19 protein-coding genes are annotated in these 24626 nt (G+C 65.6%); 6 read left to right on the forward strand and 13 right to left on the reverse strand.

The genetic code is table 11. The annotated features are described in order from the left end of the window. Positions 1-11 precede the first annotated feature (11 nt). On the forward strand, positions 12-1844 hold the full coding sequence (locus tag VGM71_RS09015; protein ID WP_331544204.1) for a GGDEF domain-containing protein: 1833 nt from the start codon (positions 12-14) through the stop codon (positions 1842-1844). On the opposite strand, the gene VGM71_RS09020 is transcribed toward VGM71_RS09015, so the two are convergent. From VGM71_RS09020 to VGM71_RS09055, 8 genes are all read right to left on the reverse strand, one after another. Further along, positions 1841-2560, reverse strand: a complete 720-nt coding sequence (locus tag VGM71_RS09020) for a LytTR family DNA-binding domain-containing protein (protein WP_331544206.1) — start codon at positions 2558-2560, stop codon at positions 1841-1843. The genes VGM71_RS09015 and VGM71_RS09020 overlap by 4 nt on opposite strands. Then, positions 2557-3573 (reverse strand): sensor histidine kinase, encoded by a 1017-nt coding sequence (locus tag VGM71_RS09025; RefSeq protein WP_331544208.1) that lies wholly within the window; start codon positions 3571-3573, stop codon positions 2557-2559. Before VGM71_RS09025 ends, VGM71_RS09020 begins: the two co-directional genes overlap by 4 nt. 73 nt (positions 3574-3646) lie before the next feature. Beyond that, complete coding sequence (locus VGM71_RS09030) at positions 3647-4126, reverse strand: nuclear transport factor 2 family protein (protein WP_331544211.1); 480 nt, start codon at positions 4124-4126, stop codon at positions 3647-3649. 109 nt (positions 4127-4235) lie between these two features. Then, positions 4236-4736, reverse strand: a complete 501-nt coding sequence (locus VGM71_RS09035) for a hypothetical protein (protein ID WP_331544213.1) — start codon at positions 4734-4736, stop codon at positions 4236-4238. 95 nt (positions 4737-4831) lie between these two features. Then, on the reverse strand, positions 4832-5326 hold the full coding sequence (locus VGM71_RS09040) for a hypothetical protein (protein ID WP_331544215.1): 495 nt from the start codon (positions 5324-5326) through the stop codon (positions 4832-4834). A 124-nt stretch (positions 5327-5450) separates the two neighbouring features. Further along, complete coding sequence (gene mgtA / locus VGM71_RS09045; RefSeq protein ID WP_331544217.1) at positions 5451-8084, reverse strand: magnesium-translocating P-type ATPase; 2634 nt, start codon at positions 8082-8084, stop codon at positions 5451-5453. A gap of 117 nt (positions 8085-8201) precedes the next feature. Then, on the reverse strand, positions 8202-8381 hold the full coding sequence (locus VGM71_RS09050) for a hypothetical protein (protein WP_331544219.1): 180 nt from the start codon (positions 8379-8381) through the stop codon (positions 8202-8204). A gap of 289 nt (positions 8382-8670) precedes the next feature. Beyond that, entirely contained in the window at positions 8671-9594 is a 924-nt protein-coding gene (locus VGM71_RS09055; RefSeq protein WP_331544221.1) for a LysR substrate-binding domain-containing protein, read from the reverse strand. A 117-nt stretch (positions 9595-9711) separates the two neighbouring features. Between VGM71_RS09055 and VGM71_RS09060 the strand changes: the two genes are divergently transcribed. Together VGM71_RS09060 and VGM71_RS09065 are read left to right on the forward strand one after the other, a co-directional pair. Next, entirely contained in the window at positions 9712-9900 is a 189-nt protein-coding gene (locus VGM71_RS09060; RefSeq protein ID WP_331544223.1) for a hypothetical protein, read from the forward strand. 62 nt (positions 9901-9962) lie between these two features. Further along, a complete protein-coding gene (locus VGM71_RS09065) occupies positions 9963-10910 on the forward strand; it encodes an aldo/keto reductase (RefSeq protein ID WP_331544225.1) in 948 nt (315 codons plus the stop codon). A 128-nt stretch (positions 10911-11038) separates the two neighbouring features. On the opposite strand, the gene VGM71_RS09070 is transcribed toward VGM71_RS09065, so the two are convergent. From VGM71_RS09070 to VGM71_RS09085, 4 genes are all read right to left on the reverse strand, one after another. Beyond that, complete coding sequence (locus tag VGM71_RS09070; protein ID WP_331544228.1) at positions 11039-13270, reverse strand: NADP-dependent isocitrate dehydrogenase; 2232 nt, start codon at positions 13268-13270, stop codon at positions 11039-11041. Between the two features lie 69 nt (positions 13271-13339). Continuing rightward, entirely contained in the window at positions 13340-16462 is a 3123-nt protein-coding gene (locus VGM71_RS09075; protein ID WP_331544230.1) for an efflux RND transporter permease subunit, read from the reverse strand. Positions 16463-16595: 133 nt separating this feature from the next. Further along, positions 16596-19838 (reverse strand): efflux RND transporter permease subunit, encoded by a 3243-nt coding sequence (locus tag VGM71_RS09080; protein ID WP_331544232.1) that lies wholly within the window; start codon positions 19836-19838, stop codon positions 16596-16598. Between the two features lie 69 nt (positions 19839-19907). After that, a complete protein-coding gene (locus tag VGM71_RS09085; RefSeq protein ID WP_331544235.1) occupies positions 19908-21155 on the reverse strand; it encodes an efflux RND transporter periplasmic adaptor subunit in 1248 nt (415 codons plus the stop codon). Between the two features lie 364 nt (positions 21156-21519). Between VGM71_RS09085 and VGM71_RS09090 the strand changes: the two genes are divergently transcribed. After that, on the forward strand, positions 21520-22017 hold the full coding sequence (locus VGM71_RS09090; protein ID WP_331544267.1) for a c-type cytochrome: 498 nt from the start codon (positions 21520-21522) through the stop codon (positions 22015-22017). Between the two features lie 94 nt (positions 22018-22111). On the opposite strand, the gene VGM71_RS09095 is transcribed toward VGM71_RS09090, so the two are convergent. After that, complete coding sequence (locus VGM71_RS09095) at positions 22112-22699, reverse strand: ACP phosphodiesterase (protein ID WP_331544238.1); 588 nt, start codon at positions 22697-22699, stop codon at positions 22112-22114. A gap of 48 nt (positions 22700-22747) precedes the next feature. Between VGM71_RS09095 and VGM71_RS09100 the strand changes: the two genes are divergently transcribed. Next, positions 22748-23446: an alpha/beta hydrolase gene (locus tag VGM71_RS09100; protein WP_331544240.1), complete on the forward strand. Its 699-nt coding sequence runs from the start codon at positions 22748-22750 to the stop codon at positions 23444-23446. Continuing rightward, entirely contained in the window at positions 23443-24555 is a 1113-nt protein-coding gene (zapE, locus tag VGM71_RS09105; protein WP_331544242.1) for a cell division protein ZapE, read from the forward strand. The genes VGM71_RS09100 and zapE overlap by 4 nt, the downstream gene beginning before the upstream one ends. Positions 24556-24626: the final 71 nt, after the last annotated feature.

A 24626-nucleotide genomic window follows, 5' to 3' on the forward strand; every position in this document is an offset into this window, starting at 1 on the left:
GGTTCGCTCCGATGGGCATCGCAGGCCGTGTCGTGCACCGTTGCCGGCTGGCGATCGCGCTGCTCGCCCTCGCGGGTCATGCGGGTACCGTCCTCGCCCAGCTTGCGCCGGGCGAGGACGCGGCAGCGACCCTTGCCTGGGCCGACGCGAACAAGACTTCCGACCATCGCGATTTTCTCGAGACCCTGACGCGGCTGGGAAGCGACGCCCCGCGGCTGACGGAGAAGCAGCTTGCCCATCTGCGCTACCTCGAAGCCTGGCAGGTGGCCTACGCCGGCGACTACGAGACCGCGGCTCCGCTGCTCGAAGCCGTCGTCGGCAGTTCGCCCGACAAGGTGCTTCGTTTCCGCGCCACCGCCACGCTGATCAACATCCTGGGCATCGCGCATCGCTACCAGGAAGCCTTCTCCCGGCTCAGCGAACTCACCGACATGCTGCCCGGCGTCACCGATCCGCAGGCGCGCCTGCAGGGCCTGGGCGAAGCGGCGCAGATGCTCGCGACCGCAGGCCAGTACGACCTGGCCGCCGACTATGCCGAGCGCATGATCCAGAACACGCCCGCCGGCGACAGCGCCTGCAAGGGCACTTATATCAAGCTTCATGCTCTCTACCTGGGCAAGCGGATTGACGGAAGCGACGCGAGCTACGCGCAAGGCATCGCTAATTGCGAAGCGGCCGACGAGAACCTGATTGCCAACTCGCTGCGCGCGGACGTGGCCGAGACCGCCATCCACGACAAGCGTCCGCGCGATGCCATCGAGATACTCGAGAAGCGCTACCCGGCGGTATTGAACGACAGCTACCCCCGCCTGATCTCGCAGGTGGAGTCCCTGCTTGCGCAAGCCTACTGGGATACAGGTAATGCCGACATGGCGGGAAAATACGCCAGCGCTGCCGTGAAGAGCGCCCCTGGCGGGGACTCTTCCGAGCCGCTCGCCGCCGCGCTGCGCACCTTGTACCTGATCGCCAGGGACCATGGCGATTTCCAGGCCGCAATGCAGTGGCTGGAACGTTACATGCAGGCCGACAAGGGTTACCTGGACGATGTGAGCGCGCGCGCCCTCGCCTACCAGATGGTGAAGCAGCAGCTTGCTTCCAGCCGCATGGAAGCCGACGCGCTCGACCGGCAGAACCAGATCCTGCACCTGCAGCGCGAGGTGGACCGACGCTCGATGGAAACCAGCCGCCTGTACATCGTGCTGCTGCTGACCGTCCTGGCCACCATCGGCCTGTGGCTGGTGCGCACCAAACGTTCGCAGCTTCGCTTCATGCGCATGGCCCGTCGCGACAGCCTCACCGGCATCTGTAACCGCCAGCATTTCGTCGAACGCGCGCAGCAGGCGCTGCTGGCCTCGCAGAAGTCCGGCAAGCCATCCTGTCTGGTCCTTTTCGACCTCGACCACTTCAAGCTGGTGAACGACACCTACGGGCATTCCGAGGGAGACTGGGTGCTGCTGCGCGTGGTCGCCGAATGCCGGGACCACCTGTTCCAGGAGGATGTGTTCGGCCGCCTTGGCGGCGAGGAATTCGCCATCCTGCTACCAGGTACCGACGAGACGACCGGAACGAAGCGCGCCGAGATGATCCGTGCCGCCATCGCCACACCGCCGTCCGGCGGCCCGTCCAGCGCGCACGTCACGGCCAGCTTCGGTGTCGCATGTACGCTGCGCCATGGCGTCGACCTCGACCGTCTGCTCGTCGCGGCCGACGACGCGCTTTATGGCGGCAAGTCGGCCGGCCGCGATCGTGTCGTGGTTGCCGTCGAGAGTGCCGACACCGGCAAGGCGCCGCCACCTGCCGTCACCATGGAACCGGAGCCACCGTTTGGACTGGCTCGTCCCTAGGCGTCCACGCTGCTTCGGTGCAACGCGGCCAGCAGGCCGTTGACATAGGTACGGCTGGCGCGCAGCGTCGAGCCGTCGCGCAGGCGCAGGATCGCGTCGCGATGCGAGCGCGATTGGAATTCGATCACCTGGTCCACGCGCACGATGGCGGACCGGTGCACGCGGACGAAGCGCCCCGGATCGAGCCTGCGGGCCAGGATGTGCAACGGTTCGCGCAGCAGGTGCCGGGCTTCCTGCACATGCAGGACGGCGTAATCGCCATCGGCTTCGACCCATTCGACATCGCCCGCGTCCACGAATGTGATCTTCGAGCCGACCCGGATCGTAAAGCGTGGCGCGGCCACGACGCGACTCGTTCGACCAAGCTGGCGACGCGCACGATCGATGGATTCGACGAAGCGCTGGTCGTCGATGGGTTTCAAAAGGTAATCCACCGCGCTGAGCTCGAAGGCCCGCAACGCGAAGGATTCGTGTGCCGTGAGCAGGATGGCGAGCGGCCGATGCGCGGGCGGGATGGCCGCCAGCGCATCCAGGCCGTCGCGCCCCGGCATCTGCACGTCCACGATCGCCACGTCCACGGTGTCGCTGCGCAGGGCCGCGAGCGCATCGCCGTCGGCAAGTTCCGCCACCACCGTGATATCCGGTTCGGCGCGAAGGCGCGACAGCACGCCTGCGCGTGCAAGGGGCTCGTCGTCGGCGATCGCGACGCGGATCACGCCTCCTCCTGCATACGCGAAGCCAGCGCCCAAGGCAGTTCGATGACCACGCGCCACCCCTGCAAGAAACGACCGGCTTCGAAGCGATGCGCCCCGGGATACATCGTTTCCAGCCGGGCCCGCACGTTCGTCAGTCCGACACCGGTGGCCTGCCCTGCTTCCGCGGTCGAGGCATCGTTGTCGACGGTCACCCGCAAGCGGTCTCCGTCGCGCTCGATGCGGATATGAAGGTCACCCGCGCCAGGCCCTGCGATGCCATGGCGGATGGCGTTCTCGGCCAGCGGCTGCAGCACCAGGTGCGGCATCGACGCAGCGAGCACCCCCGGACCCGTCTGCACATCGACACGCAGGCCCTCGCCGAAGCGCGCCTTCTCGATGTCCAGGTAAGCCGAGGTGAAGGCGATCTCGTCCGCGACGCTCACTTCATGGCCCGGGGTCTCCTCCAGGGTGATGCGCAGGAAGTCGCCCAGGCGGGCGATCATCCGGCTGGCGTCGCGCTTGCGATCTTCGACCACCAGGGTGGAAATGGCATTGAGCGTGTTGAAGAGGAAATGCGGTTGCAACTGGTAACGCAGCGCGCGAAGTTCCGCGTCGCGCGCTGCGAGGTCCGCCAGCCGCACGCGCCCGGCCTCGGCGCGCAGTTCCTCACGATGCAGCACCATGGCCTGCAACCCGCAGAACGCGATGAGCGCAAGCCAGCAACCGTCGAGGCCACTGAAAATCCACGTCCACTGGAAGCGGGCGCGGATGGCGTCGTTCGCCACGAAGGTCAGCGCAAGGTATGCGTTGAAGACCGACATGGCATAGGTGACAGGAAGAAGCACCGCGGCCATCGTGCTCCAGCTTACGCCCCGCCGCCAAAGTACCCGCTGCAGCCAGCCCACCGGCACGATCCAGAACAGGTAGGCGGCCGTATAGAAAAGGCGGAAGGCCAGACTCTGGGCGTCGCCGATGGACGGCAATCCCATGACCAGCATGCAGCCAAGCACGGGAAGGCCTGAGATCCAGGCCATGCCCGGCGACACTGTGACGCTACGGACTTCGCGCAACGGACACCCCCGACACTTCCCTGTGCCGCAGTATCGTTCAGAAGGTCGAGGAATACATCATGGCCGCGATCTTCCAGCCTTCGTCGGTGTGCAGGACCTGCCAGGTCTCCGCACCCTTGTTTGCAACCTTGCCGTCGGCAAGGAACTCGAAATCGAAATATACAGAGGCCACGTTGCCGTTCGTCTCAATGCGGACGTTGTGGAAGCGTTCCTCGATGCTCATCTTGGTGGTACCGACGAAGTCGGCGAATTGCTGCCAGGTGCCGGCCTTGTAGCGGGCAACTTCCGGATGCTTCGCTTTTAATTTCTGGAAGGATGGCTCGCTCAGGATGTTCCACCAGGCTTTGCTGTCGGCAAGGAACAGGCCGGCGAGAGCGGACCGGTCGTGCGCCTTCAGCGCCGCCTGGAACCTGGCCACAACCTGTTCGATCTCGGCTTTGGGCGAATCGGCGGCAGCCGACGCGGTGGGCAGAAAAACGAGAAACGCGAGGGAAGCGAGCAAGCCGCGGAGGCGCATGGGCAATCTCGATGGGATGAGGTGCATCGAGCAGACCAGCAAAGCCGCCCTGCCGCCAAGAGGATGTGCGGCAGGGCGGTCGAACGGTGCGGTGAAACGGCGACCTATATCAATACAGGCAGTTGTTGAGGCTGTCGTAGACGGAATGTCGTCCCATCGGGAGCTTGGCGTTCAGCGGATCCTCGCCGTCCATCACTTCGTAGAACGCGTCCACCGGGGTGTCCTTGGCGAGCATGAGCTTGCACTTGAACACCTTCGCCATGGTCGAGACGGCACCCGTTTTCTTGTTCACGCTGGAACTGCTGCCGGAGAACGACCACAGGCACTGTTTCACGGTCCCCTTCGTGGTATCAACCGAACAGCGCAGTTCCATGGGATGCAGGTTGGCGTACTCGCCTTCACAGAAGGTGTCGCCGCAGACCTTGTCGAAGCCGGCGGCGAGCTTGACCTCGGCGCCGAAGAAGCGGTCCATGCCGGCTTCCTGGGTCGGCCAGTGGATGGCGTCGACGTAACGGGTGGTTGCCGCCGGCGCGGGAGCGGTGACGGCGGTCTGGGCGAAAGCGGCGGCCGGCAGGACGAGGAGGGCCACGGCGAGGGTTTTTCGAAGCATCTTGGTGTCTCCGTTGAAAGGAGGATGTATGAAACCCTCTTCGCGAATATGGGTCTGTCCATCCAAGCCCACGGAGTTGTGTAGCGATACGCCCTTCATCGCAGGCAGTCGCGCAGGCGGTTGTAAATGATGCGGTTGGTCATCGGAAGTTTCGCGTGGAGCAGTTCCGAACTGTCCAAAGCGTCGTAGAGAGATTCGACCGGCGTATCCCTGGCGAGTGGGAGCTTGCACTCGTATACCCGGGAGGATGACTTGACCACACCGGATCTCGCATCCACCGACATGTTGCTTCCGGAAAACATCCACAGGCATTGCCGCACCGTGCCTTTGGCGGCATCCACCGAGCAACTCAGCTGCATGGGGCGAAGGTTCGCGTAACTGCCTTCGCAGAAGGTGTCGCTGCAGAGACGTTCGAAACTCAGGTTGAGCGCGTATTCCATCCAGGCGAAGCGTTTCAGGCCGGCCTCCTTCGTGGGCCAGTCGATGGCGTCGACATAGCGTACCGGGGATTGTCCGGCCGCGACGCCAGGCTGCGCCCAGGAGACAAGGGAAAGAGAGAAGAGGCTGGCGGCGAGCGTGTTTCGAAGCATGGGTGTTCTCCTTGTTGGGAGCGCACATGAAACGCCGTTCGCGAAGACCGGTATGCCCTTTACTGCCCATGCGTTCGCGTGGTGACCTCACATCGCCCGAAGTAGGAGCGCGCCTGTATGCCACTCATAGCCAACGCCCGTACCGCCGGATATAGATTGTCTTCACCACCTGCGTCAGCACGCAATAGCTCACCAGCGTCAGCGCCAGCCAGGCAAAATAGATGCCCGGCAGCGGCTGCATGCCGATGCGCGCGCCAAGCCCCGAATACGGAATGAGCATACCCACGACCATGATCGCGCCCGTGAGCGCGAGCACCGGCGCCGAGGCCACGCTGCGCAGGAACGGGACGCGCCGCGTACGGATCATGTGCACCACCAGGGTCTGCGACAGCAGGCCCTCGATGAACCAGCCCGACTGGAACAGCGACTGGTGCGCCACGTCGTTCGCGCCGAAGGTGTGCCACATCAGCCAGAACATGGTGATGTCGAACACCGAGCTCACCGGGCCGATCCACAGCATGAAACGGCCGATGTCGCCGGCGTCCCACTGACGTGGCTGGCGCAGGTATTCCTCGTCCATGCGGTCGAAGGGGATCGACAGCTGCGACAGGTCGTACAGCAGGTTCTGCACGAGGATCTGCAGGGGAAGCATTGGCAGGAACGGCAGGAATGCACTCGCCACCAGCACGCTGAACACGTTGCCGAAGTTCGAGCTGGCGGTCATCTTGATGTACTTCATGATGTTGCCGAAGGTGACGCGTCCTTCGACGACACCCTCCTCCAGCACCATCAGGTTCTTTTCCAGCAGGATGATGTCCGCCGACTCCTTGGCGATATCCGTGGCGGTGTCGACCGAAATACCCACGTCGGCATCGCGCAGCGCCGGCGCGTCGTTGATGCCGTCGCCGAGGAAGCCCACGGTGTGGCCCAGCCGCTGCAGCGACTTCACCACGCGCGCCTTCTGCACCGGCGACATCTTCGCGAACACCGTGGTCCGGCCGACCATGGCGTCCAGGGCCACGTCGTCGAGCTGCTCGATGTCGCGGCCTTGTGCCGAGGCTTCCACGTCGAGGCCCACCTCGGCGCAGATCTTCCGCGTCACCGCCTCGTTGTCGCCCGTGATGACCTTCACCGCCACGCCGTGATGATGCAGCGCGCGAATGGCCGTGGCCGCCGAATCCTTCGGTGGGTCGAGAAAGGCCATGCAGCCGACGGCGGTGAGGCCGGATTCGTCGGCGACGCCATAGGCGCGGTCGCTGGACGGATCGCGGCGGATCGCGACGATCAGCACGCGCAGGCCGTCTTCGTTGAGACGATGGGTCATGGCGCGGATGGCGAGCCGCTTCTCTTCGGTCATGGTCTCGACCACGTCGCCGGTGCGTGCCTGCGTGCAGATCGCCAGCATCTCTTCCACGGCTCCCTTGCACACCAGCACCTGCTCGCCCTGCCCGTCCGTCACCACCACCGACATGCGCCGGCGCTGGAAGTCGAACGGGATCTCGTCGACGATGCGGAAGCGTCCCGCGGCCGGCTCGAGGTCGCGGTGCGCCAGCACCGCCTTGTCCATGAGGTTGCGCAGGCCAGTCTGGAAGCGGCTGTTGAGATAGCCGTACTCCAGCGCCTCGTCGGAGTCGTCGCCGGCAAGGTCGACGTGGCGCTCCAGCACGATCTTGTCCAGCGTGAGCGTGCCGGTCTTGTCCGTGCACAGCACGTCCATCGCACCGAAGTTCTGGATGGCGTTCAGGCGCTTCACCACCACCTTGCGCTTCGACATGGCGATGGCGCCCTTGCCGAGGTTCGCGGTGACGATCAGCGGCAGCATTTCCGGCGTGAGGCCGACGGCCACGGACAAGCCGAACATGAAGGCTTCCAGCCAGTCGTGCTTGTCGATGCCGTTGATCACGAAGACGATGGGCACCATCACCGCCATGAAGCGGATCAGCAGCCAGCTCACCGAGGAAATGCCGCGGTCGAAGCTGGTCTGCACGCGCTCTCCGGAGAGGGTGCGGGCCAGCGAGCCGAGGTAGGTGCGCGGCCCGGTGGCGAGCACTACCGCGGTGGCCGTGCCGGAGACCACGTTGGTGCCCATGTAGCAGACCGTTGGCAGGTCGAGCGGACCCGCCGACCCGTCGGCCGCCGTCGTGCCGTTCGGGGCCGCCTTTTCCACCGGGATCGATTCGCCGGTAAGGATGGCCTGGCTGATGAACAGGTCCTTCGCGGCGAGCAGGCGCAGGTCGGCCGGCACCATGTCGCCGGCGCCCAGGTGCACGATATCGCCGGCGACCAGTTCCTCCACCGGCACCTCGATACGCTCAGCGTGGCCATCGGCGGCGCGACGGGTCACCGTGGCCGTGTTGCGGACCATCGCCTTCAACGCCTCGGCCGCACGAGAGGAGCGGAATTCCTGAGTGAACGAAAGCACCACGCTGACGCCCACCATCGCGGCGATGATGATCGGCCCGGTGTAGTCGTCGGGCTCGGTGAACAGCTGCACCGCGGCGAGCACCAGCAGCACGATGATGAACGGGCTGCGGAAGGCGTGCAGCAGTTGCACCGACCAGTGCGGCGGCTTCTCGTGGCCGACTTCGTTGATGCCGTCGCGGTCCAGCCGCTCCGAAATAGCCGTTTCGTCGAGGCCGTCAGCGCGTGCATCGAGCGCGCGCAGCAGTTCGTCCGCCGGACGGTAGGCGTCCGGCGCGGCGATAGCGTTGGTGTTGCTCTTGGCGGATACGCCCGCCTGCGAGGTGTGGATCTTCATGGCTCGCTGCCTTCCGGACGCGCGGTCCGGCGGGCGCGAGCGAGCGTCAGCGTCAGCCGAAGGCGGTCGCGCCGGCGGGGAGCCGACGTGCGGTGTCGTTAGGGTCTATGTCGCTGTTCATGGCCGCGGAAGTTTGCCGTCCGCCGGTTTCGCCTGGCTTTCGGGGGCATCGAGCGAGCGCGGTACCGTGATCGTGCGCTTGGCCGGCACGGGTCCGGTGGCGCGGCGACGGGCGAGTGCGAAAGCGAGACGGCGGCCGAACATGCGCGGACCGGTCTTTTCGAGCTGGAGGTTCATGGCTCAATCCTCGAATAACGGAAGCTCACGGCTTCCGGACGAGGAGAGCCGGACTTTCCCTAGCGGAGGAAAGCGCCGGCCGACCGGGTGCGGTCGCCGCGGGCGATGAATTTTGCCAGCGCCGGGACCCGATGCTTGCGGGAGCCGGCGCGTCGACTAGGGTAGACGTCCATATGCCTGGATAAGCGAAAGAGGATGCCGCCACGCGAGACACCGCGTGGTAGCCGGGGAATTGTCGCGCCGCAGCGAAACGGGGTCAAGGGCATTCTTGACGAAAGCAGCCAGCCGGTCAGGGAAGGTATCGCCACGCGCCGAGGCGGGTGCCGTCGCCGAGGCCTTCCTCATATTCCTTGGCCTCGGCCAGCAGCCATTCGCGGAAGCGGGCGACGCCGCTGTGCGCTTCGGAACGCTTGGGGTAAACGAGGTAATACGCCTCGGTGACGCGCAGGCGCTCTTCACACAATACGGTGAGCGCGCCGCACTCGATCAGCGAGCGCGCCATGACCAGACGGCCGAGGGCCACGCCCATGCCTTCCAGTACCGCGCGTTGAAGGTGCTCGGTGTTGTCGAAGCGCGCGACGTATCGCGAGGGCAAGGGCATGCCGAACGCCTCCGCCCAATCGTTCCAGCGGCCCGAGGGATCGCCCAGCAGGGGCCAGCCGGCGAGCGAAGTACCCGGCAGGCCACCCATGCGGCGGACCAGCGACGGGCTGGCGATGGGCACGATGTACTCGTCGAACAGACGCTCCGCCTTCGTGCGCGGCCAGGAGCCGAGGCCATAGCGGAAAGCCACGTCGACGGTGGGCTCGCGATCGAAGTCGATCACGGAGACGGACGAATGCAGGCTGAGTTCCAGTTCCGGATGCTTGCCCACCAGACGCGGCAGGCGCGGCACGAGCCAGCTCGAAGCCACTGATGGCAGCACGCTCACCGTCACTGCGTCCTGGTGCCGCCCTTCGTATCGGCGGAGCGCATGCTCGATGCCCTCGTAATGGTGGCCGATGGCTTCGAGGAGGTTGGCGCCCTCGGCGGTCAGCGTCACGCCGCGCGGGCCGCGATCGAACAGGGAACGACCGAGGCGTTCCTCCAGGTTGCGGATCTGGTGGCTCAACGCGCTGACGGTGAGGTTCAGCTGTTCAGCGGCGCGCGAGAGCTTGCCCGTCCGGGCGACCAGGACGAACCCCTGAAGCAGACCGAGCGGCAACCGGGACATGTGAAAAATCCTCAAGACCGGGTTGCAAAGATATCGCTTTTTGGCGGTCCACGGAACGGGCACCCTTTACTTCCCCTGTAGTCGCAAGTCATTGCGGCTCGTCCCTCGGAGGTTGTCATGGCATCGATTTTCACCGGGCTAGCTTTCATGCACGGCCATATCGTCGATCGCGATCTCGTGTTGCGCCTGGGTCGTGATGAGCAAGACCGCGGCGCGGGCGCACGCCGGACCGAAGCCCCGGCAAAACGCTGCCCGGATCCGTCGCCGGGCCGGGTGCCGGTCCCCCAGGCCTGCGCCACCTGCTGACCGACACACCGCCTGTACCTGACCTGCGTCATCATTGGGCTTCTGCCCCATGGAGATGACGCATGAAGCTTCGCCAACTCGGCCGTTCGCCCCTGCAGGTGGCTCCGCTCGCCCTCGGGGGCAACGTGTTCGGATGGAGCGTCGACGAGGCACGCTCGTTCGACCTCCTCGATGCTTTCGTGGACCACGGTTTCAACCTCATCGACACTGCGGACGTCTACGAGGCCTGGGTGCCCGGTAACGAAGGTGGTGAGTCGGAAACCATCATTGGCAACTGGCTGGCGCGCAGCGGTAAGCGCGACAAGGTCGTGATCGCCACGAAGGTGGGCAAGTGGGCGCGCTACCCGGGATTGTCGCCGACCAATATCCGCGAAGCCGCGGAAGATTCGTTGCGCCGCTTGCGCACGGATCGGATCGACCTCTACCAGTCCCATGAGGACGATCCCAAGGTGCCCCTCGAGGAAACGTTACGCGCGTTCGACGACCTTGTGGCGGCTGGCAAGGTGCGCGTCGTCGGCGCGTCGAACTACGCCGCCACGCGCCTGAAGGACGCGCTCGACACCAGTGCCGCGAAAGGACTGGCGCGTTACGAGTCCATGCAGCCCGAGTACAACCTCATGGACCGCCAGGGCTTCGAAGAAGGCCTGCAACCACTCTGCGTGAACGAGCAGGTCGGCGTCATCAGCTATTACTCGCTCGCCAGCGGCTTCCTCAGCGGCAAGTACCGTGGCGAAGCCGATCTTGGCAAGAGCAAAGTGCGCGGTGGAAAGGTGAGATCGTATTTCGGCGAACGCGGATCCCGCGTTCTGGACGCACTCGATAATGTGGCGGGCGCACACGGCGCCACACCGGCGCAGGTGGCACTGGCCTGGGTGATGGCGCAGCCCGCCATCGCGGCGGCGATCGTCAGCGCGACATCGGTGGAGCAGCTGGACGACATCGCGAAGTCGGCGTCGCTGGTGTTGACGACCGACGAACTGGCGACGCTGCATACCGCCAGCGGTTCGTAGGAGCGCGCCCTGCGCGCGACGCCTTTGGAACCATGCGCAACACGAACTGCTGCTCTTCGCTAAAAGCCGTCGCGCGCAGGGCGCGCTCCTACCCGAAGGTAGGGCGGCCCTGGCCGTGATGGTCAGCGTTAGGTGCGCAGCGCGTCGATAGCGGTGTTGAGCGTGGCGCTCGGGCGCATGGCTGCGCTGACGCGGGCCATATCCGGGTGGTAGTAGCCGCCGATGTCCACCGGCTTGCCCTGCGCGTCAATGAGCTCCGCGGAGATTTTCGCCTCGTTGTCTTCCAACGTCTTCGCCACGCCGGCGAACTTCGCCTTCAGCTCGGCATCGTCGTCCTGAGAGGCTAGCGCCTCGGCCCAGTACAGGGCGAGGTAGAAGTGGCTGCCGCGGTTGTCGATCTCGCCGACCTTGCGCGCCGGCGACCTGTTGCTGTCGAGGAAGCGACCGTTCGCCTGGTCCAGGGTCTTCGCCAGTACGCGGGCGTGACGGTTGTCGTAGCGTTCGGCAAGGTGTTCCAGCGACGCGGCCAGCGCCAGGAACTCGCCAAGCGAATCCCAGCGCAGGTAGCCCTCTTCCACGAATTGCTGCACGTGCTTCGGCGCCGAACCGCCAGCCCCGGTTTCGAACAGGCCGCCGCCGGCCATCAGCGGCACGACGGAAAGCATCTTCGCGGACGTGCCCAGTTCCATGATCGGGAAGAGGTCGGTGAGGTAGTCGCGCAGCACGTTGCCGGTGACCGAGATGGTGTCTTCGCCCTTGCGGATACGCTCGAGGGAGAACGTCGTGGCCTCGACCGGCGAGAGGATGCGAATGTCGAGACCGCTGGTGTCGTGGTCCTTGAGGTAGCGTTCGACCTTGGCGATCACCTGCGCGTCGTGCGCGCGGCGCGTGTCGAGCCAGAACACGGCCGGCGTGGACGAAAGACGCGCGCGCTGCACGGCCAGCTTCACCCAGTCCTGGATCGGTGCGTCCCTGGTCTGGCACATGCGCCAGATGTCGCCCTGCTCCACCGCGTGGTCGAATACGAGCGAGCCATCGTCTGCCACGACACGAACGCTGCCGTCGGCGGCCATCTGGAAGGTCTTGTCGTGCGATCCGTATTCCTCGGCCTTCTGTGCCATCAGGCCCACGTTCGGCACGCTGCCCATGGTGGCCGGATCGAACGCACCGTGTGCGATGCAATCCTCGATCACCGCCTGGTACACGCCGGCGTACGAACGATCGGGAATCACGGCCTTGACGTCCTGCAGCGTGCCCCCGGCGTTCCACATGCCGCCGGAGTCGCGGATCATCGCGGGCATGGAGGCGTCGATGATGACGTCGCTGGGCACATGCAGGTTAGTGATGCCCTTGTCGGAGTTCACCATCGCCAGCGCCGGACGCTGCGCGTATTCGGCCGTCAGGTCGGCTTCGATCGCGGCACGCTTGCCTGCGTCGAGTTTGTCCAGGCGGGCGTACAGGTCGCCGATGCCGTTGTTGGCGTCGAAGCCCACCTGCTTCAGTGCGTCGGCATGCTTCGCCAGCACGTCCTTGTAGAACTCGCGCACCGCGATACCGAACATGATCGGGTCGGAGACCTTCATCATGGTGGCCTTCAGGTGCAGCGAGAACAGCACGCCTTTCGCCTTCGCGTCGGCGATCTGGGCGTCGATGAAGGCGGCCAGCGCCTTGCGGCTCATCACGGCAGCGTCGACAATCTCGCCGGCCTTCACCGCAATTTTTTCCTTCAGCACCTTCGTGCTGCCGTCCTTGCCGACGAACTCGATGCGCAGGCTGCCGGCCTTGTCCATCGTGGAGGATTTCTCGCTACCGTAGAAATCGCCGCCGTCCATGTGCGCGACGTGCGACTTCGAATCCGGCGACCACTTGCCCATGCGGTGCGGATGCTTGCGGGCGTAGTTCTTCACCGAAAGCGGCGCACGGCGGTCGGAGTTACCTTCGCGCAGCACCGGATTCACCGCGCTGCCCATGGCCTTGCCGTAGCGGGCGTTGGTGTCCTTCTCTTCATCGGTGGACGGCGAGTCCACGTAGTCGGGCAACTTGTAGCCCTGCGCCTGCAGCTCGCGAATGGCGGCCTTCATCTGCGGTACGGAAGCGCTGATGTTCGGCAGCTTGATGATGTTAGCATCCGGCGTGGTGGCCAGTTCGCCCAGTTCGGCCAGGTGGTCGCCAATCTTCTGCGCGTCGGTGAGGCGGTCGGGGAACTGCGCCAGGATACGGCCGGCCAGCGAGATATCGCGCGTTTCCACGGCCACGCCCGCGGTGCCGGCGAAGGCCTCGACGATCGGCAGGAAAGAGGCGGTGGCGAGGAACGGCGCTTCGTCGGTGAGCGTGTAGATGATCTTGGGCGAGCTGGACATGATTCGGCGAGCCTTATGGGAAACCTGCACATTGTGGCCCGACGGGCGCCGGGGGGGGAAGCGACCCGGTTACGACGCCCTGGCCAGGGCTTGGCGGCGCTCCTTCCGCCGCGCCTTGCGCGCCTTCCAGCGCTCGGACAGGCAGGCGAAGATCACGTACAGGGCCGGGGTGGACAGCAGGGTCAGGCTTTGTGAGATCACCAGGCCGCCGATCATCGCGATGCCCAGTGGGCGGCGCAGTTCCGCGCCTTCGCCCAGGCCGATCGCCAGCGGTGTAGCCGCGAGGATCGCCACCATGGTGGTCATCATGATCGGGCGGAAGCGCACCAGGCAGGCCTCGCGGATCGCTTCCTTGTAGGTCAGCGCATGGTCGCGCTGGGCCACCAGGGCGAAGTCGATCATCATGATCGCGTTCTTCTTCACGATGCCGATGAGCAGCACCAGCGCGATCATCGCCACCACCGAGAGTTCGGTATCGGTGATGACGAGCGCGGCCAGCGCACCCACGCCCGCGGCCGGCAGGGTCGAGATGATGGTCACCGGATGGATGAGGCTCTCGTAGAGCATCCCCATCAGCAGGTAGACGACGATGATCGCGGCGAGGATCAGCAGCGGCATGTTGCTCTGTGCCTGCTGGAAGCGGCCGAAGCTGCTGCCGGTATCCAGACGGATGTCGCCGGGCATGCGCATGCCCTCCACTGTCTTCTGGATGATCTCGATGGCCTCGCCCATGCTCACGTTCGGGGCGAGGTTGAAGCTCACGCTCATGCTCGTGTACTGGTCCTGGTGCACGATCTGGGTGGGCGCGAGGCCGGGTTCCTGCCGGGTCACCGCGGAGATGGGCACCATCGCGCCCGATTTCGCGCGCACGTAGATCTGGTTGAGCGCTTCCGGCGTGGCGGCCATCTGCGGCAAGGCGTTGACGATGACGCGGTACTGGTTGATGTCCGAATAGATGGTGGATACGGCGCGCTGTCCGAAGGCGTTATAGAGCGCCCCGTCGATATCGCCGATCGACACGCCGAGGCGCGAGGCCGTGTCGCGGTCGATGATCATGTTCTGGCGAAGCCCCGCCGCGTCGATGTCGCTGCCGACGTCCTTCAGCATCGGGTTTTTCTTCAAGGCGTCGACCAGCTTCGGTATCCACAGCTGCAGTTCGGCGACGTCGTCGCCCTTCAGCGACACCGAATACTGGCCACCCTGGGAACTGCCGCCGCCACCGCCCGTGGGCAGGTCCTGGATGGGGCGCAGGCGCAGGTTGAGGTCGGGATACTTGTTCGCCTTGGCGGAAAGCCGGTCGAGCACGACGAAGGTGGTGTCCTTACGGCCTTCCGCCATCGTTTTCAGTTCGATGTTGAAGAAGCCACTGGAGCCGGTACGGCTGGTACCCAGGCGGGAACCCACCGCCTTCACGTCCGGATCTTCCAGGAGCATCTCGGTGATCCGGGCCTGGCGCGTCTTCATTTCGCCGAACGATACGGTGGAACTCGACGTCGCGCGGGCACCGATGAGGCCCGTGTCCTGCGGCGGGAAGAAGCCGCCCTTCACCATGCCGGCGAGGACGATCGTGACGCCCACCAGGATCAACGGCGTCAGCGCCATGAGCAGCGCATGGCGCAGCGTCCAGTCCAGCGCCCTGCGATACGCGCCAAGCAGGCGCTCGTGCCCGCGCTCCAGCGCGCGACCCAACCTCGATTCAGGCTTGTCGTCCTTGTGCGCGGTGAGGAAATGCGCGCACAGCGAAGGTGTGAGCGTCAGCGAGACCAACGCCGAGACGACGATGGCCGACACCAGGGTGACGGTGAATTCCTTGAAGAACATGCCGATGACGCCGGGCGCCAGCAGCAGCGGAATGAACACGGCGATGAGCGAGCCGGTGATCGAGACGATGGTGAACCCGATCTCGCGCGCACCGAGCAGGGCCGCCTCGAAACGGGGAATACCTTCGTCCATGTGGCGGATCACGTTCTCGATCACCACGATGGCATCGTCGACCACGAATCCGATGGCGATCACCAGCGCCAGCAGCGTGAGGTTGTTGAGCGTATAGCCGAAGGCATACATCGCGATGAACGCGCCGGCCAGCGAGAGCGGCACGGCGCAACCCGCGATCAGGGTGGGCGCGAGCCGGCGCAGGAACAGCGCCATCGTCATGATGACCATGGCGAGGCTGATCAGCAGCGTGGCCTGCACCTCGTGCAGCGACGCGCGGATGGTCGGCGTGCCGTCGAAGAACGAATGCAGTTGCACGCCGCCGGGCAGCCAGGTCTGCATCTGCGGCATCAGCGCCTTCACCCGGTCCACCGTCTCGATGACGTTAGCGTCCGCCTTCTTGTAGACGTACATCAGGATGCCGGGCTTGCCGTTGAACCAGGCCGCCTGGTACGCGTCCTGCTGGCCATCGTAGACCTTGGCGATGTCGGAGAGGCGGATCGGCACGCCGTCTTTCACGCCGATGATCAGCTTCGCGAATTCATCGGCTTTGTGCAGCGAGTCCGTCGCCGTCACCGCCATCGTCGTGTGGCCGTCGCTGAGGAAGCCCTGCGGCGAGGTGACGTTTGCCGCAGTGAGCGCGTTGCGCAACTGGTCCGGCGAAAGACCCATCGAGTTCAACGCGCGCAGGTTCACGTCCACGCGGATGGCCGGCGTGGCGCTGCCTGCGATGTCGACCGTGGAGATGCCTTCCTGCTGGCGCAGGCGCTGGGCCAGCACGGAATCGGCCACGTTGTAGAGGTCGGTGGGCGCCACCGTGTCCGAGGTCAGCGCCAGCACGATGATCGGATCGTCGTTCGGATTGGCCTTCGTGTACGAAGGCTGGTTCAGCAGGCCCGTGGGAAGGTCGGGCTGTGCCGCGTTGATCGCCGCCTGCACATCGCGCGCCGCGGCATCGATATTGACCCCGTTCTGGAAGAACAGCAGCACGAAAGTGCTGCCCTCGGAACTGTTCGAGCGCATCGTTTCCACGCCCGGCACCTGGCCAAGGTGGCGTTCCAGCGGGGCGGCCACCGTCGAGGCCATCGTGCTTGCGTCGGCGCCCGACTGCGATGCCTGGACGAAGATGGCGGGGAACTGGATGTTCGGCAGCGCGGCCACGCCGAGCAGGGCGTAGCAGATGATGCCGACCGCGAAGATGCCGATCGCCAGCAGGGAGGTACCGATGGGGCGACGGATGAACGGGCCGGAGATATTCATTGCGCGGGCAAGCTTGTGTGGGGCGTGGAGGTTCGGGGCATCGGGCTTTTTGCGCCTCCCGGTAGAGGTTTCGCCGGGCGGCGAACCGTCCGGCGAAATCGGGTGGCTTCGGTGGTCCGCGGGCTGGGCGTCATCAGCCCGCGACTTGGGGTGCGGTGCCGTGCGCCAGGGCCCGTCGTCGCTTGCGCTCGGCCAGCCAGTCGGAGAACCGTTCCATGTACAGGTAAATCACCGGCGTGGTGTAGAGCGTGACCAGCTGCGAGAGCAGCAGGCCGCCCACGATCGACACACCCAGGGGCCTGCGCAGTTCCGAACCGATGCCGTTGCCCAGTGCCAGCGGCAGGGCACCGAGCAGCGCCGCCGCCGTGGTCATCATGATCGGGCGGAAACGCAGGAGGCAGGCGCGGCGAATGGCCTCGGTGGCGTTCATGCCGGTGCGCTTCGCCTCGATGGCGAAGTCGATCATCATGATCGCGTTCTTCTTCACGATACCGATCAGCAGCACGATGCCCACGATGCCGTCCACGGACAGGCTCATGCCGCAGAGGAGCAGCGCCAGCAGCGCACCCACGCCCGCCGGCGGAAGCGTGGAGATGATCGTCAGCGGATGGATGTAGCTCTCATACAGCACGCCCAGCACGATGTAGATGACGATGATCGAGGCGAGGAGAAGCAACACTTCGTCGCCCACCGACGACGAGAACTCCGCTGCCTTGCCGATGAACTGGCCGCGCACCTGCGCCGGGAAATTCAGCTGCTGCTCCACGTCGTGGATGGCATCCACCGCGCTGGACAGCGAATAGCCCGGCGCGAGATTGAACGAGATCGTCACTGACGGCAGCTGCTGCTGGTGGCTCACCACCAGCGGCGCGCTGGTGACTTGCGCGCTGGCCAGCGCCGCGAGCGGGATCGTGCCGCCACCACCGACCTGGAAGCCGACGTTGCCGGTGTTGCCGATGCCTGCCGGCGTGGCGGAGTTGCTCGAGGCGAGCTGGCCGAAGCTGGTGGCGTTGGAACCGGTGAGCGCACCATTGCCGTTGCCGCGCACGGTGAGCTTGTTCAGCAGGTCCGTGCTGTTGCGGTATTCCGGCGACACCTCGAGCACCACGCGGTACTGGTTGAGCTGGGTGAAGATCGTGGAGATCTGGCGCTGCCCGTACGCGTCGTAAAGCGTGTCGTCGATCGTCTGCACCGGCACGCCCATGCGGCTGGCGCTGTCGCGGTCGATGGTGAGCTTCAGCGCATTGCCCTTGTCCGCGAGGTTGTTGTCCACGTCGGCCAGTTCGGGCCGCTTGCGCAGCGCGGAGGTCATCTGCTGCGCGTAACCGGCCAGCTCGCTCGAATTCACGTCGGACATCGAGTACTGGTACTCGGTGGCCGACACCTGGCTGTCCAGCGTCACATCCTGCACGGGCTTCAGGTACAAGGCCACGCCGGCCACCTGCGACACGGAACGCTGCAGGCGGGGCAGCACCTCGTCGAGGCCGTCGCGGTCGCCACGATCCTTCAATACCAGCGAAATCTGGCCTTGGTTGAGCGTGGGATTGACCGAGCCGGCGCCGATGAACGCGGCCACGCCCGCCACGGCGGGATCCTTCGCCAGCGCATCGGCCACGGCCTTCGTGCGCTGCTCCATCTGCGGGAAGGCCACGTTCTGGTCGGCCTGCACCACGGCGGTGACGAGGCCCGTGTCCTGCTCGGGCAGCAGGCCCTTCGGGATCACGATGTACAGCACCACGGTGAGCGCGACGGAAAGCGCCGCGACGATCATGGTCAGCTCGCGATGGTCGAGCACCCAGTCCAGGCTACGGCCGTAACCTTCGACGATGCGCGACCAGGTGGTGTGCTTGCCGGCCGCGGCCGCATGCTCGTGGGCGTCGTCGGCATCCGGCAGCTGGTCCGCCTTGAGCAGGTACGCGCACATCATCGGCGTGAGCGTCAGCGAGACCAGCATCGAGATTGCCACGGCGATCGTCAGCACCCAGGCGAACTCGTGGAACAGGCGCCCGGTGACGCCCGGCATCAGCAGAAGCGGGAGGAACACCGCGATCAGCGAGACGGTCAGCGACAGCACCGTGAAGCCGATTTCCTTCGCACCGACCTCGGCGGCGGTTTTCGCGTCCTGGCCCTGCTCGATGTAGCGGACGATGTTCTCGATCATCACGATCGCGTCGTCGACCACGAAACCGGTCGCGACCGCCAGCGCCATCAGCGAGAGGTTATCCAGCGACATGCCTGCGAAGGCCATGACGCCGAAGGTGCCCATCAGCGACAGCGGCACGGCCACCGACGGAATCACCGTGGCCCACAGGCGGCGCAGGAAGACGAAGATCACCGCCACCACGAGGCAGATCGTGAGGATGAGGGTGAACTGCACGTCTTCCACGGACGCGCGGATGGTGATGGTGCGGTCGGAGAACACCTTCAGGTGCACGTCCGCCGGCAGCACCTTCTGCAGGTCGGGGATGGTCTGGCGGATCTGCTGCACCGTCTGCACGATGTTCGCGCCGGGCTGGCGGCGGATGTCGAGCAGCACGGCGGGCTTGCCGTTGGCCCATGCGGCGAGCTGGTCGTTCTCCACGCCGTCGACCACGTTCGCCACGTCGGACAGGCGCACGGGCGCACCGTTCTTGTAGCTGATGATGGTGCCCTTGTACTCCGCGGCGTCGACGAGCTGGTCGTTCGTGCCGATGCTGTAGGACTGGGTCTTGCCGTTCAGCGTGCCCTTGGGCGCATTGACGTTGGCCTGGGTGAGCGAGCTGCGCACGTCCTCCATGGTCAGGCCGAGGTTGGCCAGCTGTGCCGGGTTCACCTGGATGCGCACGGCCGGACGCACGTTGCCGGCGATGGACACCAGGCCCACGCCCTGCACCTGCGAGAGCTTCTGCGCCAGGATGGAATCGGCGTAGTTGTTGACGTCGCGCAATGGACGGGAGTCCGACGTGAGCATCAGCGTCATGATCGGCGCATCGGCCGGGTTCACGCGGTTGTATACCGGCGGATACGGCAGATTATTGGGCAGCGTGCCGCGCGCCTGGTTGATCGCGGCCTGCACGTCCTGCGCCGCGATGTCGATGTCGCGGTCCATGTTGAACTGCAGGATGATTGTCGACAGGCCCGCCGACGAGTCCGAGCTCATCATGTTGAGGCCGGAGATCTGGCCGAAATTGCGTTCCAGCGGCGTGGTGATCAGCGCCGCCATCGTGGTGGCGCTGGCACCGGGGTACTGCGTGGTGACGACCAGGCTCGGCGCGTCGATCTCCGGCAGCGCCGACACCGGCAGCTGGCGATAGCCGAGGATACCGAGCAGCAACACCGCCACCATGAGCAGTGACGTGGCGATCGGCCGGCGGATGAAGAGTGTCGAGAAACCCACGTTGTAATCCTGGTGTCGGGACCTTGCGGTCCATGGTCGGCGCGCCCGTCGTGGGCGCGCCGCGCGCTATCAGCGACGTCCGCCCTGGCGGCCCTGTCCCTTCTTGGCGGTCGCCTTCTGCAACTCGTCCGCGGTCGGCGCGGCGGGCACCTGGCCCGGCGCGAGCGGCTGCACCTTCGAGCCCGGCTTCAGGCGGAACTGGCCTTCGGTAACCACCTTCTCGCCCAGCTTCACGCCCTTGCTGAGCAACACGTGGCTGTCGCCCACTTCGCTGGCGGTTTCCACCGCCTGCATCTTGACCGTGTTGTCGCCCTGCACGAGGTAGACATAGTCGCCTTCGGGGCCACGCTGCACCGCCTGCGCCGGCACCACGAGACCGCCCTTCACCGTGCGGACGCGCACGCGCGCATTCACGAACTGGCCCGGCCAAAGCTCGGTCTTCTGGTTGTCGAACAGCGCGCGCAGGCGGAACGTGCCCGTGGTGGTGTCGATCGCGTTGTCGATGACGTCGAGCTTGCCCGTGGCCATGACATGGGCGTCCACGCGGTCAAGCGCGTCGACTTCCAGCGGCGTGGCCGCGTCCAGGCGCATCGCGCTGCGGACGAGGTCGAGGTTCTTTTCCGGCAGGTTGAACGACACGTAGATCGGATGGACCTCGGTGAGGGTCACGATCGAGTCGGAGGTGGCGACGATGTTGCCCACGTCCACGGCGCGGATGCCGGCGAGACCGTCGATCGGAGCGACGACCTTGGTGAAGCCCAGTTGCACCTGCGAGGCGCGGATGGACGCCTGGTCCGCGACCACGGTGGCCTTGGCCTGGTCGAGTGTGTTCTTGAGATTGTCGAGGTCCTGCTTGGACACGTACTGCTGGCCGCCCTTGCTGACCAGGTTCTGCGAACGCTCCAGGTTGTTCTGGGCGGTGGCCGCCAAAGCCTGGTCCTGGCGCAGCTTCGCCACAGCCTGGTCGTACTGCGACTGGATGGTGCGCGGGTCGATTTCGGCGATCACGTCGCCGGCTTTCACTTCCTGCCCTTCCTGGAAGTTCAACTTCATGAGCTGCCCCCCGACCTGCGGACGCACGACCACGGAATTGCGCGCCTGGGCGGTGCCGGTGGCGACGAGATACACGGGCACGTCCTGGGACGCGACGGCCACCACGGTGACAGGCACCGGCGGCTGTTCACCCTGGCCCTCGCCATCGGGCTTGCCCTGCGCATTGGCGGCGCCTGCGTGGTGGCCCATGCGGGGGACGACGAAAATGCCCGCTATCACCACAACCACGATGACCGCCAGCGCGATCTTCCAAAAACGCGACATGCAACACTCCCAAGGATGAATAGCCGGACGGCCTCACAGTTCCGTCCGATGCGCCATGCGCCACAGGGGTTTATACCCCCAAAAGGTTAATGATAGACGGCGCCAATATAGGTGTACGGGAACGAAGTTGAACAATGCCGGTTGACAGGGGTATGGCATGACTGACGACATGTGCCCCGAGGGCTTCCCCAGCGACAATCGGAAGCCGGGCCGCTGACTCGCGCGGAGGTTCCGCTATACTCCCCCGGTTCGACGCCGCAATGCGGCCGGCAGGCACGCCGGATCCCGGGGAGGGGGACGGCACACCCAAAATCAGTGGAGTCAATGCGTGAGCGGTTCTCCGAGCAAGTCCGACCAGAACTTCATGCGTCAGTTCTCATGGCTGACCGCAGGGCTCAGTGTCCTGGCCCTCATCCTGATGGTCCTCGCCTATATCATCTACAGCAACATTCCGAAGGAGCAGGATCCGGCGGTTGCCAAGCGCACCGAGGCCCGGATCGCTCCCGTCGGCGGCGTCTATGCCGGCGACACGGGCCGCGCCTCGATGCTGGCCGCACAGGAAGCCGCGGCCAAGGCCGCCGCCGCGCAGGTCGCGTATGGCGGCAGCACCGACGGCAAGACCATTTACGACAACCTCTGCCACAGCTGCCACACGGCTGGCGTGGCGGGTGCGCCGAAGCTCGGCGACAAGGGCGCCTGGGCCTCGCGCATCGCGGAAGGCTTCGCCACCCTCACCAAGCATGCCATCGAGGGCTATACCGGCCCGGACGGCAACCACATGCCGGCCAGGGGAGGTAATCCTTCCCTCACCGACGAGCAGGTCACCAACACGGTGAAGTGGATGACCGACCAGGTGAAGTAAGGGGCGCCGGTCCGTACCCGAATAAGCCGCGAGAGATCGCGGCTTATTCGTTCCAGGCGCTTCACCCTCCCTCACGTCGCGACGGCGATACGCGTTAGGGATGCCGGGCGATCCACTCTTTCGCGTACGCACGCAGGTCGGGAAAGAACGCGGCGAAAGTTCTTTCGAGGCTGGCAGCCTGCGCCTGAAGCACGGGCACCCCATCGGCCACGGGATTGGCACGGGACAATCGCTGCGACAGGCCGGCGAAGGCGCCGGACACGCGCTCGATCCTGGCATATCCCGCGGGCAGGTCGTGGCGGTCCATATAAGCGAGGAAGCGCCTCAGCCCGTCGGGCAGGATGGCATCGGCGGCATGCAGTTCCGCACGCAGGCCGGTGGAGAATGCCTGGAGTGGCGTTTCGCTCCATGCGGCAAAGTCGCGGGCCAGCAAATGATCGAACCAGACATCGAGCAGGATGCCCGCGTAGCGCCGGAACGGCGCGACCATGCGCTCGCGGGCCTCGCGCACCTCCGGGTGACTGTCCGTGAAGGTATCGATGGCGCGGTGGAGGTAGATGCCGTCGCGGACCCGCCGTGGTAGCGACGCATCGGGCGTGCCATGGACGAAATCGCCCATCGCGCCGCCAAGGCGAAGCGCCGTGTCGTTCCCTGCCAGGAGGGCGTGTGCCAATACGTTCATCGCGTGGCCTCGCCGCGAGGGAGGCGGCCAGCGGGTATCATGGCGGACATGAGCGATCTTCTACCTGCAGCGCCGGAACAGTTTCCGGCCGAGAACATGAGCTTCGCGCTCGCCGGCCCCGCGGGCAAGCTGGAATGCGAGGCCAGGCCCGCATCCGCCGATATCGCCCGCAACGGCGTCGCCGTGGTCTGCCATCCGCTGTCCACCGACGGCGGCAGCATGCATAACAAGGTGGTGACCATGGTCGACCGCTCGTTGCGCGAGTCGGGGCTGGACACCGTCATCTTCAATTTCCGCAGTGTCGGCCGCTCTGAAGGCGCCTTCGACAGCGGCCACGGCGAGAGCGACGATCTCGCGGCCGTGGTCGCATGGGTGCGAAAGGTGCGGCCGGGCGCCGCGCTGTGGCTAGCGGGGTTCTCCTTCGGCAGCTACGTTGCCTTGCGTAACGCGGTGAAGCTCGGGGCCAGTGCGCTGGTGAGCATCGCGCCTCCCGCCGCCGGTCGTGGCTGGGATTTCTCGCAGGTGGAACTGCCCTCGTGCCACTGGCTCGTCGTGATGGGCGATGCCGATGAAATCGTGGACCCCCAGGCGGTCTACGACTGGGTGGAAAGCCTTCCCGAGGGGGGCCGCCCCCACCTGGTGAAGATGGAAGAAACCAGTCACTTCTTTCACCGCCGCCTCATGGACCTGCGTGGCGTCATCAAGAACGCCGTGAAGGACTGGCTACCGGAACCGCGCCACGTATGACTTGCGCAGAAGCGACCCCCGGAGAACGTTACCGGGACGGCATCTCGGGTCACCGCTGGGAATCCGATCCTGCCCAGTTGCCGGTGATCGCGGAGTTCGACCGCCTGCACACCGCGTTGTGCGTCCCGGAGCCGGGCAAGGGCGGCCTGTTCGGCCGTCTGCGCGACATGATGGGCAATGAGCCGCGCAAGGCCGTGCCGGGACTTTACCTCTGGGGCAGCGTCGGCCGCGGCAAGACGTTTCTCATGGACCTGTTCGTCTCAAGCCTGTCGCCTGGCCTTGCCCTGCGCCGGCATTTCCATCGCTTCATGCTGGAAGTGCACGCGACGCTGCGCGAGCTCGGCGACCGGCAGAATCCACTCGACGAAGTGGCCGAGCGTCTCGCCGCGAAATGCCGCGTGCTGTGCCTGGACGAATTCCTCGTGTCCGACATCGGCGACGCCATGATCCTCGCCGGCCTGCTCGACGGCCTGTTCGCGCGCGGCGTCAGCCTCGTGACCACGTCGAACACGGCACCGGCGGGCCTGTACAAGGATGGTCTGCAGCGGGCGCGCTTCCTGCCGGCCATTGCCGCCATCGAAAGGCACTGCGTCGTCCACGAAATGGTTTCGCCGCGGGACTGGCGCCTGCGCGCCCTGAGCCAGGCGCCGGTCTACCTCGTACCGCCCGGCGCGGAAGCGGAGCGCTCGCTCGCCCGAATCTTCGCGGGACAAGCCCAGGGCACGATCGTCGAGGACGGCACGATCCACCTGCAGGGCCGCAACGTGCCCGTGCGCAAGCGCGCGGACAACATCCTGTGGTTCGACTTCGCCTCGCTGTGCGAGGGCCCGCGCGCCGTCGCCGATTACATCGAGCTGGCGAAGGCATACCCGATGGTAGTCATCTCGAACGTGCCCCAGTTCACCGTCTTTACCGAGAACGAGGCGAAGCGGTTCGTCCTCCTCGTCGACGAGTTCTACGACCGCCACGTGAAACTGGTATTGTCGGCGGCTGCGCCGATCACCGAGTTGTACGACGGCAAGAAGGTCCGTGCGGAGTTCGGCCGCACCGAATCGCGTCTCATCGAAATGCAGAGCGAGGACTACCTCGGCCGTGACCATAAACCCTGAATCCACGTGGACGGAACCGGCTGTTCCGTCGCATCCTTCAACCCTCATGCTTCATGGGCGGGTCTCCCGCG

Source organism: Luteibacter sp., assembly GCF_036499525.1.
Taxonomy (GTDB): Bacteria; Pseudomonadota; Gammaproteobacteria; order Xanthomonadales; family Rhodanobacteraceae; genus Luteibacter.